This is a genomic window from Nocardia wallacei (assembly GCF_029869545.1).
Classification (GTDB): domain Bacteria; phylum Actinomycetota; class Actinomycetes; order Mycobacteriales; family Mycobacteriaceae; genus Nocardia; species Nocardia wallacei_A.
Genome location: NZ_JARWQD010000090.1, coordinates 1 through 15743, shown reverse-complemented (window position 1 = coordinate 15743; position 15743 = coordinate 1). Strand labels below are relative to the sequence as shown.

At 70.0% G+C, this 15743-nt stretch carries 17 protein-coding genes; 5 read left to right on the top strand and 12 right to left on the bottom strand.

The annotated features are described in order from the left end of the window. Positions 1-9: 9 nt before the first annotated feature. The 3 genes from QH290_RS05615 to cysD are packed head-to-tail and all read right to left on the bottom strand — an operon-like array spanning position 10 to position 4029. Positions 10-1203, bottom strand: a complete 1194-nt coding sequence (locus QH290_RS05615) for a hypothetical protein (protein ID WP_280382167.1) — start codon at positions 1201-1203, stop codon at positions 10-12. A 40-nt stretch (positions 1204-1243) separates the two neighbouring features. Beyond that, the gene (gene cysC, locus QH290_RS05610; protein ID WP_280382166.1) at positions 1244-3124 is read right to left on the bottom strand and encodes an adenylyl-sulfate kinase; all 1881 of its coding nucleotides are present in this window, start codon (positions 3122-3124) and stop codon (positions 1244-1246) included. Next, a complete protein-coding gene (cysD, locus tag QH290_RS05605; RefSeq protein WP_280269313.1) occupies positions 3124-4029 on the bottom strand; it encodes a sulfate adenylyltransferase subunit CysD in 906 nt (301 codons plus the stop codon). Before cysD ends, cysC begins: the two co-directional genes overlap by 1 nt. Before the next feature lie 165 nt (positions 4030-4194). Between cysD and QH290_RS05600 the strand changes: the two genes are divergently transcribed. Then, entirely contained in the window at positions 4195-5019 is an 825-nt protein-coding gene (locus QH290_RS05600; RefSeq protein WP_280382165.1) for a helix-turn-helix domain-containing protein, read from the top strand. A 115-nt stretch (positions 5020-5134) separates the two neighbouring features. On the opposite strand, the gene QH290_RS05595 is transcribed toward QH290_RS05600, so the two are convergent. The 3 genes from QH290_RS05595 to QH290_RS05585 all read right to left on the bottom strand — a co-directional run bounded on the left by QH290_RS05595 (position 5135) and on the right by QH290_RS05585 (position 7656). After that, positions 5135-6034 carry an SGNH/GDSL hydrolase family protein gene (locus QH290_RS05595; protein ID WP_280382164.1) on the bottom strand — a complete coding sequence of 300 codons (900 nt, stop codon included), beginning with the start codon at positions 6032-6034 and terminating at the stop codon, positions 5135-5137. A 112-nt stretch (positions 6035-6146) separates the two neighbouring features. Then, complete coding sequence (locus QH290_RS05590) at positions 6147-7055, bottom strand: cutinase family protein (RefSeq protein ID WP_280269316.1); 909 nt, start codon at positions 7053-7055, stop codon at positions 6147-6149. Positions 7056-7236: 181 nt separating this feature from the next. Further along, positions 7237-7656: a DUF4440 domain-containing protein gene (locus tag QH290_RS05585; RefSeq protein ID WP_280382163.1), complete on the bottom strand. Its 420-nt coding sequence runs from the start codon at positions 7654-7656 to the stop codon at positions 7237-7239. Positions 7657-7904: 248 nt separating this feature from the next. Between QH290_RS05585 and QH290_RS05580 the strand changes: the two genes are divergently transcribed. Together QH290_RS05580 and QH290_RS05575 are read left to right on the top strand one after the other, a co-directional pair. Further along, positions 7905-8201: an excalibur calcium-binding domain-containing protein gene (locus tag QH290_RS05580; RefSeq protein ID WP_280382162.1), complete on the top strand. Its 297-nt coding sequence runs from the start codon at positions 7905-7907 to the stop codon at positions 8199-8201. 37 nt (positions 8202-8238) lie between these two features. Then, positions 8239-9108, top strand: coding sequence for an alpha/beta fold hydrolase (locus QH290_RS05575; protein WP_280382161.1), 870 nt, complete (start codon positions 8239-8241; stop codon positions 9106-9108). 9 nt (positions 9109-9117) lie between these two features. Here QH290_RS05575 and QH290_RS05570 read toward each other — a convergent pair whose 3' ends face one another. The 6 genes from QH290_RS05570 to QH290_RS05545 all read right to left on the bottom strand — a co-directional run bounded on the left by QH290_RS05570 (position 9118) and on the right by QH290_RS05545 (position 14165). Continuing rightward, positions 9118-9348, bottom strand: a complete 231-nt coding sequence (locus QH290_RS05570; RefSeq protein ID WP_280382160.1) for a hypothetical protein — start codon at positions 9346-9348, stop codon at positions 9118-9120. Between the two features lie 106 nt (positions 9349-9454). Further along, entirely contained in the window at positions 9455-9787 is a 333-nt protein-coding gene (locus QH290_RS05565) for a hypothetical protein (RefSeq protein ID WP_280382159.1), read from the bottom strand. A 51-nt stretch (positions 9788-9838) separates the two neighbouring features. After that, entirely contained in the window at positions 9839-10225 is a 387-nt protein-coding gene (locus QH290_RS05560) for a hypothetical protein (protein WP_280382158.1), read from the bottom strand. Positions 10226-10346: 121 nt separating this feature from the next. Then, positions 10347-12299, bottom strand: coding sequence for a VWA domain-containing protein (locus QH290_RS05555; RefSeq protein WP_280382157.1), 1953 nt, complete (start codon positions 12297-12299; stop codon positions 10347-10349). A gap of 36 nt (positions 12300-12335) precedes the next feature. Beyond that, the gene (locus QH290_RS05550) at positions 12336-13730 is read right to left on the bottom strand and encodes an ATP-binding protein (RefSeq protein ID WP_280269324.1); all 1395 of its coding nucleotides are present in this window, start codon (positions 13728-13730) and stop codon (positions 12336-12338) included. 96 nt (positions 13731-13826) lie between these two features. Continuing rightward, positions 13827-14165: an MmcQ/YjbR family DNA-binding protein gene (locus QH290_RS05545; RefSeq protein WP_280382156.1), complete on the bottom strand. Its 339-nt coding sequence runs from the start codon at positions 14163-14165 to the stop codon at positions 13827-13829. A 190-nt stretch (positions 14166-14355) separates the two neighbouring features. On the opposite strand from QH290_RS05545, the gene QH290_RS05540 reads away from it, so the two are divergent. Next, on the top strand, positions 14356-15081 hold the full coding sequence (locus QH290_RS05540) for a DUF6008 family protein (RefSeq protein ID WP_280382155.1): 726 nt from the start codon (positions 14356-14358) through the stop codon (positions 15079-15081). A 104-nt stretch (positions 15082-15185) separates the two neighbouring features. Next, positions 15186-15743 (top strand): cytochrome b (locus QH290_RS05535; protein ID WP_280382154.1); only part of this gene is annotated, 558 nt, incomplete at its 3' end.

Below are 15743 nucleotides of genomic sequence, written 5' to 3'. Positions count from 1 at the left end.
CTCCCACGCTCATCCGAGCATCCTCGCCGCGAAACCACGCTGCCGCGTCGCGATCCGCTCGCGCCACCCGGCCTCGTCGACGGCGTTACTCTCGTAGTGCGGCAACAGATCCCGCACCTTGCCGAACGGCACCACCTCGGCCACCGGGCCGTCCGCGGGCGTCATCGCGCGATCGGTGCGCTGCCAGCGGAACTGCAGGATGCCGTGCGTGCATCCGGTCGTCTCGATCCAGTTCGCCACGCCCGGGTTGCGCGCCGACACCACCATGCGGATCATCCCGTCGGGATCGACCTGTGCCTGGGCGCTGTTGAGGCTGGTCTGATGGTGGACGTAGTCCAGCGAGATGTACCAGCGGCTGCCGAGCTGGAAACCCTGGTAGGGCGCATCGGATTTCGGCACCGTGATCAGCAGCGCCTGATCGTCGGCGAGGTCGAAGTGGCCGACCGAGGAGTACTGGGTGCTGAGCCCGCCGGGTGTCAGCCGCGGCTCGGTCAGCGTGTTCACCGGCAGGTCCAGATAGAACCACTTGGGGAAGTTGAACCAGGTGTGGATGCGCTGCATCAGCATGCGAGCGGCCGCGCGGTAGCGCTTGCGCAGCTGCTCGACACCCGGTGCGGCAGGGGCGGTTCCGACGGTGTCGACGCGCTCGATGCGGATGCTGCCCTTGTGCTCGGTGCTCCAGTCGCCGTACACCTCGCGGACCGCGAGCATCGACGCGCCCTCGCCGAGGGCGAAGTAGTTCGGCTCCGGATCGTCCTTCGGCGGACCGAATCTCAGCCGATACGAGCCGTCCGCGGCGATGTCGAGGCGGCGATCGTCGAACGCGTCCTCGCCGCCGGGCACATCGGTGGCGGTGTAATCGCCCTTGAGCACTTGGAAACTCAGATCCGCGGTGGTGCCGCGCGTGCCGGTGACCAGGTATTCGGCGCCCGGTTCGATATTGGCGTGGTAGTAGAGGGTGTCCGGGTTGTCCAGGGCCATCTTGGTGTACGGGCCGGTGGAGGTGACGAAGTACGGGTGACTGGTGCCGTGCACGCCGGACAGCTGCAGCACGGCCTGGATGCTGCCCGCGAGATACTCGTAACCCTCGGCCAGGTCGCGCTCGTCGCGAATGAATTCGGCCGTGGCGATGAGCCTTTCGGCCTCGGCGATGGCGGCGCGCAGCGGCTCGGTCAGGGGCGGATCGGGCTGGGATGGTTCCATCGGATTCCTGTTCTCGATGCGGAATGTGCTTGCCGCACGGCTACAGTCGCAGTTGGCGACGGATGTGCGCGGCGATCTCGGCGGGCGTGCCGTGGCCGGGGGTGACCACGAGATCCGGATGCTGGGGCGGCTCGTAGGGTGAGTCGATGCCGGTGAACTCGCGCAGCTCCCCCGCGCGGGCGCGGGCGTACAGCCCCTTCGGGTCGCGGCGCTCGCACAGCGCCAGGGGCGTGTCGACGAAGATCTCGTGGAACGGTAATCCCCTGTCGCCGTGCACCGCCCGGGCGAGCTTGCGCTGGGCGGCGAACGGGCTGATCAGGGAGACGATCGCGGTCACACCGGCATCGGCGAACAGGGCGGCGACCTCGGCGACGCGGCGGATGTTCTCGCGGCGGTCGTCGTCGCCGAAGCCGAGATCGTTGTTCAGCCCGTGGCGCAGGTTGTCGCCGTCGAGCAGGTAGGCGGGGCGGCCCGATTCCACCAGCTGCCGCTCCAATTCCACTGCGATCGTGGACTTTCCGGAGCCCGACAGGCCGGTGAGCCAGAGCGTGGCGCCCTCGTGCGGGCGTTCGGCGCGGGTGACCGCCGAACTCTGCCAGACCACGTTCGCGCTGCGGCCGCGGCGCTCGGATTCCGGCGCGGCCCCCGTGTCGCGCGCCAGGATCATCCCCGCCGCCACCGTCTGATTCGTCGCCTCGTCGACGAGGATGAAGCTGCCCGTGCGGCGGTTGTCGCGGTACGCATCGGCCATCAGCGGTTGCCGACCGGCCAGCGAGACGCGCGCAATGTCGTTGAGCGCCAGGCTTTCCGCCTCCGTGACGCGGTGCAGCGTGTTCACGTCGAGGCGATAGTCCAGCCCGGTGACACGCACCCTGCCGGACTGCGCGGCGGTGCGCAGCTCGTAGTCCCCGCCGACCCGCAGCACCGTGTCGTCGGAGAACCAGCACAGCATGGCGTCGAGATCGCGGGCGATGTGCGGGCGATTCCCGGGGCGCGCCAGCATATCTCCGCGCCCGACATCGATATCGTCGTCGAGGGTCAGCGACACCGCCATCCCCGTGAACGCCTCGTCCACCTTGGTGCCGCCCGGGCCCCAGATGCGCGCCACCCGGGTCGTGCGGCCCGAGGGCAGCACCACCACCTCGTCACCCGGCTTGAAGATGCCACCGGCCACCGTGCCCGCGTAGCTGCGCTGCGCGGCGTCGGTCTCCTCGTGGCCCATACTCCGCGGGCGGATCACGTACTGGATCGGCAGCCGGGCGTCGATCAGGTTCCGGTCCGAGGCGATGTGCACGTCCTCGAGGTGACGCAGCAGCGGCGGGCCGGGGTACCACGGCATATGCGGTGACTGGTCGACGACATTGTCGCCGTGCAGCGCCGAGACCGGCACGAAGCTCAGGTCGCCGACGGTCAGTTTGGCGGCGAAACCGGCGAATTCCGTACGGATCTCGTCGAACCGGCTCTCCGACCAGCCGACCAGGTCCATCTTGTTCACGCACACCACCAGGTGCGGCACCCCGAGCAGCGCGGCGAGGAAGGCGTGGCGGCGGGTCTGCTCCACCACGCCGTGGCGCGCGTCGACCAGGATCAGGGCCAGGTCGGCGGTGGACGCGCCGGTCACCATGTTCCGGGTGTACTGCACGTGCCCGGGGGTGTCGGCGATGACGAATTTCCTTCGCGGCGTGGCGAAGTAGCGATAGGCCACGTCGATCGTGATGCCCTGCTCGCGTTCGGCGCGCAGCCCGTCGGTGACCAGCGCCAGATCCGCCGCGGCGGCGCCGCGTTGGACGCTCACCCGCTCGATAGCGGCCAGCTGATCGGTGAACAGGCTCTTGGAGTCGAACAGCAGGCGCCCGATCAGCGTAGATTTCCCGTCGTCCACACTCCCGGCCGTCGCCAGCCGTAACAGGTTGCGGCCCATCAGAAGTACCCCTCCCGCTTGCGATCTTCCATGCCGGACTCGGAGATTCGGTCGTCGGCACGCGTGGCACCGCGTTCGGTCACACGGGTGACGGCGGTTTCGGCGATCACCGCGGCCGGGTCGGCGGCGGTGCTCTCGATGCAGCCGGTGCAGGTGGCGTCGCCGACGGTGCGGAAGCGCACGGTGGCCTCGAGGACCTCCTCACCGGCGCGGGGTGCCAGGAATCGCCCGGCGGCCAACAGCATTCCGTCGCGGCGCAGCACCGTGCGGCGGTGCGCGTAATACAGGGAGGGCAGTTCCACCGCCTCCCGATCGATGTATTCCCAGATGTCGAGCTCGGTCCAGTTCGACAGCGGGAACACCCGGATGTGTTCGCCCGCACGGTGTCTGCCGTTGTAGAGGTTCCAGATCTCCGGCCGCTGCGCCCGCGGCTCCCAGGCCCCGAACTCGTCGCGGAAGCTGAACACCCGCTCCTTGGCGCGGGCCTTCTCCTCGTCGCGGCGGGCGCCGCCGAAGACCGCGTCGAACCGGTGCTCCGCGATGGCGCGCAGCAAGGTCGTCGTCTGCAGACGGTTGCGGGTCTCCCCCGGCCGCTCCGTCACGCGCCCGGCATCGATATCGTCCTGCACCCGCGCCACCAGCAGCCGCGCCCCGATCCGCGCCGCGGTGCGATCGCGGAAGTCGATCACCTCGTCGAAGTTGTGCCCGGTGTCGATGTGCAGCAGCGAGAACGGCAGCGGCGCGGGCCAGAACGCCTTGCGCGCCAGCTCCAGCATCACCGCCGAATCCTTGCCGCCGGAGAACAGCAGCACCGGCCGTTCGAAGGTCGCCGCGACCTCTCGGAAGATGTGCACCGATTCGGCCTCCAGGGCCGCCAGATGCGACAGCTCGTATCCCGTCCGCATCACTGCGCTCTCTCACTCACCGCGCCGAACACTCAGACTTGCAGTGTCGAATATTCGACGCTATCGTTCGATATTGTGACACCGACGATAGGCCGGTCCGGGCCCGCCGGTCAAGAACCTGTTTCAGAAAATGGGTCCGCGGCCGCCTCGCCACCCACCCACCGCGTGGTCCGGGTCATCGAGCTGCTGTCCCGCCATCCGGCCGATCACCTGTCGCTGGCGCGCGTCGTCCGCGATACCGGGCTGTCGCGCGCCACGGCGCACGCCGTGCTCACCCAGCTCACCGCCGACCGCTGGACGGTCCGCGACGCCGAGGGCAACTACGGCCTCGGCCTCGGGCTGCTCACCGTGGCGCGGCGCGCGGAGGCCGCCTTCCCGCTGCGGCGCCTCGCCCTGGAGCCGATGCGGGAGCTGTCAGCGCGCCGGGGTGTGCCGGTCTTCCTCGCCGAGCGCGACGGCGACGCCGTGCTCGTCACCGAGGTCGTCGGCACGCCGTCGGTGCCGTGGATCCGCCAGGGCCGCCGCCTCCCCCTTGCCCCGCCCGTGGCCCGCGAATTCGTCGCCTGGGCACCGGATTCCGAGCGCGATGCCTGGCTGGATCACGCCGACCCGGCCCACCGCGACCGCCTGCACGACGTGCTCGAGGCCGTCCGCACCCGCGGCTACTCCGTCGAACGTCTCGCCGACGATTCCGCCCCCATGCTGGAAGCCCTTGCCGCCCTGCGCAATTCCCCCGTCACCGACCCGCTGCGCCACCGCCTCGGCGGCATGATCGCCGACCTCATCACCATCGACTACCTCCCCCGGGAGCTGGGCGAGGAGAACGCGGTGGTCACCGTCGCCGCGCCGATCCACCACGGCGGCACCGTCACCGCCGCGATAGTCGCCTGCCCCGACACACGCCTGTCCGCCACCGCCCTCGCCGACCTCGGCGCGGCCGTCAAGTCCACCGCCGACGGCCTCGCCTCGGCATTGACCCGCACGCACTGAGTCGGCACGTGCGGGCGGCCGGGTGTTCGTCCCGCGCTATACGACGACGGTCTCGGCGTTCACTTTTCGCACTCGAACGGCAGGATGTCCGTAACCCGAAACGTATACGCCGGATTCAGGGCCGGGTGAGAACCGGCAGGAAGGCGTCGGCGATTCGGCGGTATCCGGCGGGGGTGGCGTGGCCGTCGTTGTCGGTGCACTGGGAGGTCCAGGCGCAGATGCGGGCGACGTTCAGGGGGATGGTGCCGTAGCGGGGATCGGTGATCGGCGTGAAGTCGTGGGTGTCGAAGGCGGCGTTGACGTCGGCTACCTCGAAACCGTTGGCGTGGTAGACGGTTCGGCCCCAGGTGTTGAAGGTGTCCACCAGGGGGACGGAGGCAGCCGCGATCGCCGGGCCCGGGATGCCGGAGAGCCACGCGGCCAACCCGGGGTCGTAGTAGGTCATCGCCGCGTAGATCGGTGTGTCCCCGCCTGCCTGCCGCAACCGGGCGGCGATCCGCGTCAGCTCGGTCAGCAGCGCGCCGCCGCCGCGCACACCGCAGGCCAGGTCGCCGTCGAGGACGCATTCGGTGTTGTTGGCGCCGATGTCCAGGGTGACGTAGGCGACCCGGCCCGCATGCCGCTCGAGGAAGGCGGCCGCGGCGCTCATCTGAGATCCCTCGGGGTACGGGCAGATCCCGCCCGCGAGCATCGTCGTGGTGGTCTCGCCGCCGCAGCCCAGCTTCACCAGCCGCAGGCCGGGCTCGCGGTCCCGCAGTGCGGCGTGGAGGTGGTCGGCGTAACCCTCATCGGTGGGGCCCTTGCCGAACTGGGAGCCCACGGCCAGCGAATCCCCCAGCGCCAGATAGTATTTCGGCTCGTCGGCGCGAGCGGGCGCGGCTACCGGCAGCAGGAGCGCAGTGGCCGCGGCGAGGGCGAGCGCGGCCAACCGGATCCGCGGACTCCGATCGTGGCGGTGTCCGCGGATCGCATCGGTGTGGCCGGGCATGGCGCCGTCCGGAATGAGCTGGGGCACAGTGGTTTCTTCGCGCGTACGTCCCGATACCAGTGTCCGCCCGGACGGCCACCCCAGGCCCGCCGATGCACTATCGAAGGATTGCCGTGACGCCGCCGTGACGCCGCGGACCTCAGTTCCGCGTCGAGTTGATCAACTGCTGGCGCAGGAACGTCACCGGGGTGGCGCCCCCGGCACCGATCACGTATCCGGGGTAGCTCTGGTGGATTCCGGACTTGACGAAATCGTCGATCTGCTGCTTGCGCTGGTCGTAGGCGGAGGCGTTGAGCTGGTCGCCCAGCAGGCCGAGTCCGCCCGCGGCGAGGGCGTCGCCCAGCAGGTTCGAGCCCTGCTGCTGGTACAGGCCGAACTGAGCCGGGTCCGGATTCGAGATCTGCGCGAAGAATCCGGCGATGCGACCGGCGAAATCGCCATCGGGCATGGCGCAGTACAGGTCTCCCGGGGCGCAGAAGGTGTAGGTCTTGGGGGTCAGCCAGCCGAAACCACCCAGGCGCGGACCACCGGCACCGGCGCCCGGCACGGGCGGGCCGATCAGGTTGTCGGCCGGGGACCGGCGCGGGTCGGCGATCAGCCCGACCAGTGAGACGCGGCTCGGCGGGACGACGCCCAGCCCGGTGCCGATCTCGTTCGCCAGATCGCCCGCGGCGTCGGCGCCCTGGCTGTAGCCGAGCAGCGCGATCTGCGTCGCGCCGCACTGCTGCGCCATCGCGCCGACCAGTCCGCGGGCACCGTCGAGGGCCTCGCGCTTGGATCGGCCGTAGACGTCGCCTTCCCACGGGAACGCCGTCGCCGGATAGGCGACGTAGTCCGTCCGCACAGTGCCGGGGAGGTTGTCGGTGACGGCGGCGAGCATGCCCTCGCCCGGCTCGGATTTCGAGGTCTCCCAGGTTCCGGGGACCGCCACGACGTAGGTGTCGGGGCACTGCGGGGCGGCCTGCGCGGGCGTGGCCGCGGCGATCGGAAGAATGGTGGTAACCGCGGCGGCCGCGCACAGGGCGGCGCCCTTCCATCGAGATAACATCCTGCTACTCCGGGTGCTCACGGCCGGCATGGGTGGCCGACCGGCAAAATCAACTCTGTGAGTGTAAACGGCAGAGCGGAATTGCGCCGGGGTAACCAATCGACGAGAAGAATGTCCGATACAGCGGGGCACAGGTAGTCGGGCGCCCGCGCGGGGATTCACCCGTTTGTTGCGCGGATGTTCATCTCCCGGACCGGATTCGGTTCGGCGCCGCGGTCTCGTGGACGCTGCGCCAGCGAAAGCCGTTGCGGGCCTGCGGGTCCGGCAGCAGCAGCGCGGTCGTGAGGCGCGCCGCCGTCCCCTCCGGCCCGCGATGGACCTCCTCGAACCGCATCACCGCCCCGTCGGACGTCCGGTGCAGCTGCTCGATATCCACGATCTCGATCGTCAAGCCCGGTGCCGTCCCACCCCCACCCCGCAGCCCCTCGACCAGCCGCGCACGCGGCACCACCACCCCATCGAGCCCGACCATCGAGAAATCCGGATGCAACTGCGCCACAAACCGTTCCACCGCCTGCCCATCCGCCCCGCCCAGCCACCGAGCCAGATCGCGATGCAGAGTATGGATCTCGTCGACAACAACGTCGTGATCGATGCTCACGGTTCATAAAGATACCGCGCCCCGTGCTCAGCGCCCTCGGTACGAGATAGGACCTTCGTCCCTGGGCTGAGGACGAAGGTCATTTGTTCGGAAAATTCTCCTGTATTTGCCGGGGGTTGCCCGTGGATGGTGCTAGCGTCAGGTTCGCGACGACCGGTCGGGGGGAAGCCGCAGCCCGTGCCTCGGGCGATTGGAAGATGCTGTCTCGCACGGTGATTCACCTCGTGCCCGTATTGAGGATTGTCGTCATGATCAGTTCGTATGCTCGCAGGGCGTTTGCCGCGGCCTGTCTGGGCGCGGCTTCGGTAGTCGTGCTCGGCGCACCCGTCGTTTCCGCCGACCCGCTGACCGACCTGCTGTGCAGCTCGGGTTCGGCCCAGTTCTGCCCACAGCCGCGGCACCCCGCGCCCCCGCGGTCGAATCCGGCGCCCTACTACAAGAACTGCGAGGAGGCGCGGCGGGCGGGCGATACTCCCCTGTACCGCGGGCAGCCGGGGTACGCGCCGCATCTCGATCGGGACAACGACGGGATCGGGTGCGAATAGGGCGATGAGTTCTCGGTGGGTGGGGCGTCCTATGGGTATGACGACACATGTGCTCGAGACGGACGAGGCGGATATCGCCTACGACGTGCACGGACCGCTGCCCACCGCGGGCGGGCGTCCGCCGCTGGTCATGATCGGCCAGCCGATGGATGCCAGTGGGTTCGGCGCGCTGGCCTCGCATTTCACCGATCGGACGGTGGTGACCTACGATCCGCGCGGGCTCGGCCGCAGCGTCCGCAAGGATGCCCGGGTCGACCATTCGCCCACGGTGCAGGCTCGCGATGTGCACGCCGTGATCGAGGCGCTCGGCGCGGGGCCGGTCGAGATGTTCGCCAGCAGCGGCGGTGCGATCACCGCGCTGGCCCTCGTGACCGCCCACCCCGGCGACGTGACCACGCTGGTGGCCCACGAACCGCCGCTGATCCCCGTACTCCCCGACGCCGAGGCCGCCGAGCGGGCGCGGGCCGGTTTCCGTGATGCGTACGAGGCCAAGGGATTCGGCGCCGGTATGGCGGCCTTCATCGCCATGACCTCGTGGCAGGGCGAGTTCACCGACGCCTATTTCGCCCAGCCCGCCCCGGATCCCGCGCAGTTCGGCCTGCCGTCCGAGGACGACGGCACCCGCGACGACCCCCTGCTGTCGGATCGCTCCTGGGCGGTCAGCGGCTATCGCCCCGACGTCACCGCGCTCACCGCCGCGCCGACGCGGATCGTGATCGCGGTCGGCGAGGAGTCGCGGGACGTCTTCACCGGACGCACGGCCGTCGGCACCGCCGAACTGCTCGGTCAGCGGCCGACGGTCTTCCCCAGCCACCACGGCGGCTTCCTCGGCGGCGAATTCGGCTACGCCGGACAGCCCGCGGCCTTCGCCCGCAAGCTGCGCGAGGTTCTCGACGAGCGGCAGTAACGCGGCCTGTCAGGCCCCGAGCAGGCGAATCTCCGTATTCAGCAGCTCGGCCTCCGTGGCCAGCTGCGCGATGTCGGGCTGATCGCCGATGCGGTCGGCCAGCTCACCGCGGGTGACCACCGGCATCGCGCCGTCGTCGCCACCGGCGCCCGGCGCCAGCCGGATCTCGCCCTCCGCCAGGACCAGCTGCGTCCCCGGGCTACCCGTCTGCAGCAGTTGCCGCAGGTCGGCCTCGGTCACCTGCGGCCGTGGACGCGTCGTCGAGTCTCGTGCTCTACCAATCTCTTCGGCATTCATGTTGTCCCGGGTGCCCGGACCAGCCGGACCGAAACGATCCGGCGCCGAGTCAGTTCTGCCGCGGCACCAGTTCGGTCACGAAGCGGTCGATGAACGAGTCGATCGGCCGCCCGCCGACGGACCCGACGACGAACTTGGTGAGCCCCGCGTCGAGATGACCGTCGATCAACCGATGCAGCTCCTTCCAGCTGCCCGCGACCACGTCACCCGGATCGGCACCGGGTCGGCGGCGCTCGATCGCCGCCGCCAGCTCGGCGGGTATGCCGTCCTCGGCGAGCACCAGGCTGATGCCGAAATGATCGGCCTCGATCTCGCGCCCGGCCTCGGCGGCGGCGGCCTGAATCGCCTCCCGACCGGCCCGGGCCTCGGCGGGCACGGGCACGGCGCATTCCGCATCGGAGCGGGACGGCGCATGCGGACTCGGATCCGCCTGTTAGAACGCGCTTCCGGTCGACGGCGGCACGACGGGCCAGCCGTACCAACCGGGGTAGACGTAGCCGGGACGGTGCCAGCCGCCCCAGCCGTTCCAGCCGCCCCAGCTGTTCCAGCCACCGTGGCCCCAGCCGCCGTGGCCCCAGCCGCCACGGCCCCAGCCACCACGGTGGCCCCAGCCGCCGCGATGGCCGCCCCAGCCGTGCACCTCCTGCGCGGAGCTGTCGGCCTCGAGCTGGACCGGCTGTCCGGGCGCGGCCGGTGCGCTGGCCGCCGGAGCGGCGAGCGCGGGTGCCGCGACGGCCAGCGGCGCGGCGGCCACGGCGAGCACGGCGGCGACCCGGAAGGCGGTCTGCCGGGAGCGTACGGGGATGTGATTCCGAGTCATCGGAACTTCCTTACCTGCGGTCGTTTTCAGCGGATGGCCGATCTGACCGGCCATCCTCCTGCCACAGATTAATGTACCGCTATTTAACGGCACGTTCAATGGGGGTGTTCGCCCGGGCCGCCTACCCCCGGCGCCCTCGCAGATAGTCGCGCACCACCGCCGCACCGAGCCCGTCGAGATCGGGCGCCACCACACGCCCGCCGCTGCGCCGTGCCACCAGGTCGACGAAGGCGGCCAGGCGCGGATCCTCACCGAGCATGAACACCGTCACCGAGGCGCCCAGCTTGGCCAGCACGTCGACCTGGTTCATGGTCACGCCGAGCGTGCGCGGCTCGGGCGGCCAGTTGAAGTACGCCTCGCCGTCCGGCCGCAGATGCGCGGTGGGCTCGCCGTCGGTGACCACGAGGACGACGGGCACGGCGTCCGGATGGCGGCGCAGATGCCGGTCGGCCAGCAGCAGCGCGTGGTGCAGATTGGTGCCCTGCTCCCAGATCGGTTCCCGCGCGGTCAATTCGCCGATATCGACGGTGGCGGCGTGGCGCCCGAAGGTGATCAGGCTCAGCGCGTCGGAGCGGAAGCGGGTGCCGATCAGGTGATGCAGGGCGAGCGCGGTGCGCTTCATCGGCACCCACCGGCCGTCCTGCACCATCGACCACGACGTGTCGACGCACAGCGCCACCGCCGCCCGCGCGCGCTGCTCGGTCTCCATGATCTCGACGTCCGAAACATCCAGCGCCACACCGCGACTGCCGGTCGACGCCGACCGCAGCACCGCATTGCGCACGGTCCTCGGCACGTCCCAGGGTTCGGTGTCGCCGAATTGCCATGCGCGCGAGGCGCCGGTCGGTTCGCCCGCGGCACCGGCCCGGGCGGTGTCCCGCTCGCCGCGCCGGGAACGCAACTGCCCGATCACATCTCGCAGCGCCGTCTCCCCCAGCCTGCGCAATGCCCTGGGCGTCAGCCGCAGCGATCCGTCGGGAGCGCGCTCGAACAGCCCCTGCCTGCGCAGCTCGCGCTCCAGTTCGGCCAGGCGGGCGGCGTCCACGCGGGCGTCGTCGCCGAGCTGGCGGCCCAGCGCGTCCAGGTCGATGTCCTCGAGCCGGGCGCCGGGATAGGACTGGCCGAGTTGTTCTGCCAGAGCGTCCAATTCGGCCAGATCCTGCAGCGCCTGCGCGCCCTCGCCGAGACCCAGGGGGTCCTGGCCGCGGAATCGCTGTGCCGACTCCCAGTCCTCGCCGGGACGCAGCGCCCGCAGATTGGCGTCGAGCGCGGCGACCTGCCCGGCGATGCGCGGATCGCCGAAGGCCTGGCCGGTCAGCGCGGACAGCTCGGCCCGCTGCTCCTCGGTCATCGAGTTCATCATGCGCTGCGCCGCGGCCGCGCGGGCGGCGAGCGCGTCGATCAATTCCTCTGTGTCGCGGGGGTTTTCGGGGAAGAACTCGCCGTGCTCGGCCATGAACTCGGCGAACTGCCGCTCGGTGTCCTCGCCGCGCGCGTGCGCGGCGAGCAGGTCGTTCAGGTCCGACATCATCCGCCGGATCCGCTCGACGTCCTCCGGCGTGGTGTTCTGCAGCGCCTGTTTCATGCCCTGGAACCGGGACTCCAGCAGGTCGCGGCCGAGCAGGTCGCGGATCTTCTCGTAGTTGGCCCGGCCGGTCTCCGAACGCCACGGATATTCGGCGAGTTCACCGACGGCCGCGGCCGTGCTCGACGGCAGGGCGTCCAGGCGGGCCTCGGCGAATCGGGCGTCGTCGGACGGATCGGGAAACAGCGCCCGGCGCTCGGCTTCCAGTGCCTCGTCCAGTAATTGGCGAATCTGCTGCAGGGATCCGTCGAGCCGATGGCGCCGGGAGATCTCGGCCCGGCGCTGCCACAACCGGCGCGTGAGATCGTCGAGCCCCGCCGTATCGCGAAGTCCGCGCCGCAGCAGCTCCTCGAGCGCGCTGCGCGGCGAACCGCCCTCCATCACATCGCGCCCGACCTGGTCCAGGGCCTCCCGCAGATCGAGCGGGGGCGCCAGCGGGTCGGGCCCGTCGTGGTAGGGGCCGTAGGAATAGCGATCAGCGGAAGTCATTGCGCCTCATCGGTATCCGAGTTTGCGGTGCCGTGATCACTGGCCGTACACCGTCATGCCGTCGTCGGAGTCCTTGGCGATCTGGCGGGCCAAATACAACGATTCCAAGGCGAATTCGACCGCCGCCGCGATCCGGGCCGGGGTGTCGGCGGCGTCCACGCCCAGCCGGTCGGCGACCTCGTGCAGGACGGGCAGTTCCGGTAGGGCGGACAGGACGTCCCGGCCGGGCACGCTCTCGCCGGTGGTGACCAGGTGGCCGTCGCCCACGGCCTCGGACAGCGGGCGTAAGTTCAACCCGCCCAGCCGTTCTCGCGCGGCCTCGGCGAACGAACGACGCAGCAGATGGGTGAGATGCTCCTGCTCGCGACCCTCCTCACCCGATTCGAACTCCAGCTTGCCGCGCAGCACCGCGGGCACGGAGTCGAGATCGACGGGGCGGGCGACGGCGGGCCGTTCGCCCGTGATCGCCGCGCGGCGCAGCGCGGCCGCGGCCACCGTCTCCGCCGCGGCCACCGCGAACCGGGCCGACACACCGGATCGCTGGTCGATCGCCGCGGATTCGCGCAGGTTCCGCACGAACCGGGCGATCACCTCGATCAGCGGGTCACCCACCTCGGCCACCAGCTCGGCCTCCTGCCGGACCATCGCCACCTCGGCCTCGACGGTCAGCGGGTAGTGGGTGCGGATCTCCGCGCCGAACCGGTCCTTGAGCGGGGTGATGATCCGGCCGCGGTTGGTGTAGTCCTCCGGGTTGGCGGTCGCGACGAGCAGCACGTCCAGCGGCAGGCGCAGCGTATAGCCGCGGACCTGGATATCGCGCTCCTCCATCACATTCAGCAGCGCGACCTGGATGCGCTCGGCGAGGTCGGGCAGCTCGTTGATCGCGACGATGCCGCGGTGCGCACGCGGCACCAGCCCGAAGTGGATGGTCTCGGGATCGCCGAGGCTGCGGCCCTCGGCCACCTTCACCGGGTCGACGTCGCCGATCAGGTCGCCGACGGAGGTGTCGGGCGTGGCGAGCTTCTCGGCGTAGCGTTCCGAGCGGTGCCGCCACGCCACGGGCAGGTCGTCGCCGAGTTCGGCGGCCAGTCGGCGACCGGCCGGGCTGATCGGGTCCAGCGGGTGCTCACCCAGTTCGGTGCCCGTGATGACGGGCGTCCATTCGTCGAGCAGTCCGGCCAGCGTGCGCAGCAGCCGGGTCTTGCCCTGGCCGCGCTCCCCCAGCAGCACCACGTCGTGCCCCGCCAGCAGCGCGCGCTCGAGCTGCGGCAGCACGGTGCGGTCGAAGCCGACGATGCCCGGCCACGCGTCGCCGCCGGAACCCAGCAGCGCCAAGAGGTTCTCGCGGATCTCGGTCTTCACGCCGCGCGGCTCGTAACCCGCCGCGCGCAGCTCGCCCGCGGTGGCGGGCAAGTGTTCTGGAACAGTCACGATATCGACGCTACGACGATTCCGCGATCACGTCGACGTGGAGTAACTCCAGGAAACCTGCTGGAAATACGGTTGACAGCGGGGGTAGTGCGGCCGTCAGCCCGCGTTGTCCAGCAGGGTGCGCGGCGCGGCCTGCCGCCACGAATCGGTGACGATGGCCTCCAGTTCGTCCCGGTCGTCGAGGGCGGCCAGGCGCACCCGGACCCAGGCGTTGTTCGCCTCGTGGGAGGCGATCCAGAACTTGCCGGGTTCGGCCAGGACCAGCTCGTCGCGTTCGATGATGGGACAGCGCACCGCCATCGAGGTCTCGTTCTCCGGCAGCGTGAGGTACAGCTTGCCCGCGACCCGGAACGTCGGCATCCCCCAGGTGTATTGCTCGGCGGTCTCCGGCAGCGACAGCGCGAAGGCGCGCACATCATCCCCAGTCGAACTCATGCCCGCGATCTTTCCAGGTGCCGGTGACAGGCGTGCCCGGCATGTCCGTTTCGGACGAATTGTGAAATTGCACAACCATTCTCGATTACCTGATCGCGCTGTATCGCGGACTGTACCTTCGGACCCACGACGATCAGCCTCCGCATCCGACCGTCGCTGTCGGCGGAGAGTGGCCGAAGGGCGGTTGGAGATGGAACACACGGCCGAGGCGAGCGGATGGGAGATCGCGGGGGCGATCGGCATGGTCCTGCTCATGGTGGTGATGTGGGCGTCGGTCGCGGCACTGGTCGTCGGCCTGCGAAAACCCTTGCGGCCGTGGATGTTCTGGGCCGGCGCCGGAGTCGTGATCCTCGGCGTCGTCGCTCAGATCGGCCACTTCCAGGAGCACGTCCTGCAGGCCGGATACTGGATCGGTCATTCGAACGCTCCCGCCTGGATGACGCCGTGGGGCACGGGCCTGGCCAACGGGTTCGGCCAGGTGAACCACGCGCAACCCACCCTGGGCATGGAACTCCTGCATCTGGTCGGCAACTTCCACTTCCTGGCCGGGCTGGCCGGGGTCGCCCTGCTCACCCACCACGCGATGCGGAGCAGGGCGCGGCGCTGGGGCCGGATGGGCGTGCTGATGCAGGGCATCCACGGCCTCGAGCACATCGCCCTCACGGTGTCGGTGCTGCTGGGGTACAAGGCGTTCGGCCTGTCCACCTTCTTCGGCGTGCTCGAGGCCGGACCCGGCCTGTGGACCTTCCGCGTCTGGTGGCACTTCCTCGCCAATGTCATGGGCACCGCCATCTTCGCCATGGCGCTCTACCACCTGTGGCGCGAACGCCACACGATCGCCACCCCCTACCGCGTGACTCTCCCGCAGGCCGAAGCGGCCCTCGCACCCCAGCGAGCCCTCCCCGCGGCCTCCTGACCCCATCCGTTCCGTGTGAGGGCGGTCACACGGCGTCACACATTCGACCTCCCGAACGTCTCATGGGCAGACAGTTCGGCGGCCCAACGGGAGGTCATGGATCCATGAGTACGGTGGCGCACCGGGCGGACGCGGCAGATCAGCGTTATCACGCTGCCGCCTTCGTCAAGCGGTCGATCAACAAGGTCTTCCCGACGCACTGGTCGTTCCTGCTCGGCGAGATCGCGCTGTACAGCTTCATCATCCTGCTGCTGTCGGGCGTGTATCTGACCCTGTTCTTCGACCCCTCCATGACCGAGGTCGTCTACGACGGCGCCTATGAGCCGCTGCGGGGCGTCACCATGTCCCGGGCGTACGAGTCGGCGCTGAACATCTCGTTCGAGGTGCGTGGCGGGCTGTTCGTGCGGCAGGTACACCATTGGGCCGCACTGCTTTTCGCCACCTCGATGATCGTGCACATGTGCCGGGTATTCTTCACCGGCGCGTTCCGGCGGCCCCGCGAAGGTACCTGGGTGCTCGGTTCGCTGCTGCTGATCCTGGCCATGTTCGAGGGCTTCTTCGGCTACTCGCTGCCCGACGATCTGCTCTCCGGCACGGGCCTGCGGGCCGCGTTCTCGGGAATCACCATGGGGATGCCGGTGATCGGCACGTGGCTGCACTGG

Bases quoted from the DNA above. Each gene is read 5' to 3' on its own strand.
- QH290_RS05615 (WP_280382167.1), bottom strand. From the start codon at position 1,203: ATGGAACCATCCCAGCCCGATCCGCCCCTGACCGAGCCGCTGCGCGCC.
- cysC (WP_280382166.1), bottom strand. From the start codon at position 3,124: ATGGGCCGCAACCTGTTACGGCTGGCGACGGCCGGGAGTGTGGACGAC.
- cysD (WP_280269313.1), bottom strand. From the start codon at position 4,029: ATGCGGACGGGATACGAGCTGTCGCATCTGGCGGCCCTGGAGGCCGAA.
- QH290_RS05590 (WP_280269316.1), bottom strand. From the start codon at position 7,055: ATGTTATCTCGATGGAAGGGCGCCGCCCTGTGCGCGGCCGCCGCGGTT.
- QH290_RS05580 (WP_280382162.1), top strand. From the start codon at position 7,905: ATGATCAGTTCGTATGCTCGCAGGGCGTTTGCCGCGGCCTGTCTGGGC.
- QH290_RS05575 (WP_280382161.1), top strand. From the start codon at position 8,239: ATGACGACACATGTGCTCGAGACGGACGAGGCGGATATCGCCTACGAC.
- QH290_RS05560 (WP_280382158.1), bottom strand. From the start codon at position 10,225: ATGACTCGGAATCACATCCCCGTACGCTCCCGGCAGACCGCCTTCCGG.
- QH290_RS05555 (WP_280382157.1), bottom strand. From the start codon at position 12,299: ATGACTTCCGCTGATCGCTATTCCTACGGCCCCTACCACGACGGGCCC.
- QH290_RS05545 (WP_280382156.1), bottom strand. From the start codon at position 14,165: ATGAGTTCGACTGGGGATGATGTGCGCGCCTTCGCGCTGTCGCTGCCG.
- QH290_RS05540 (WP_280382155.1), top strand. From the start codon at position 14,356: ATGGAACACACGGCCGAGGCGAGCGGATGGGAGATCGCGGGGGCGATC.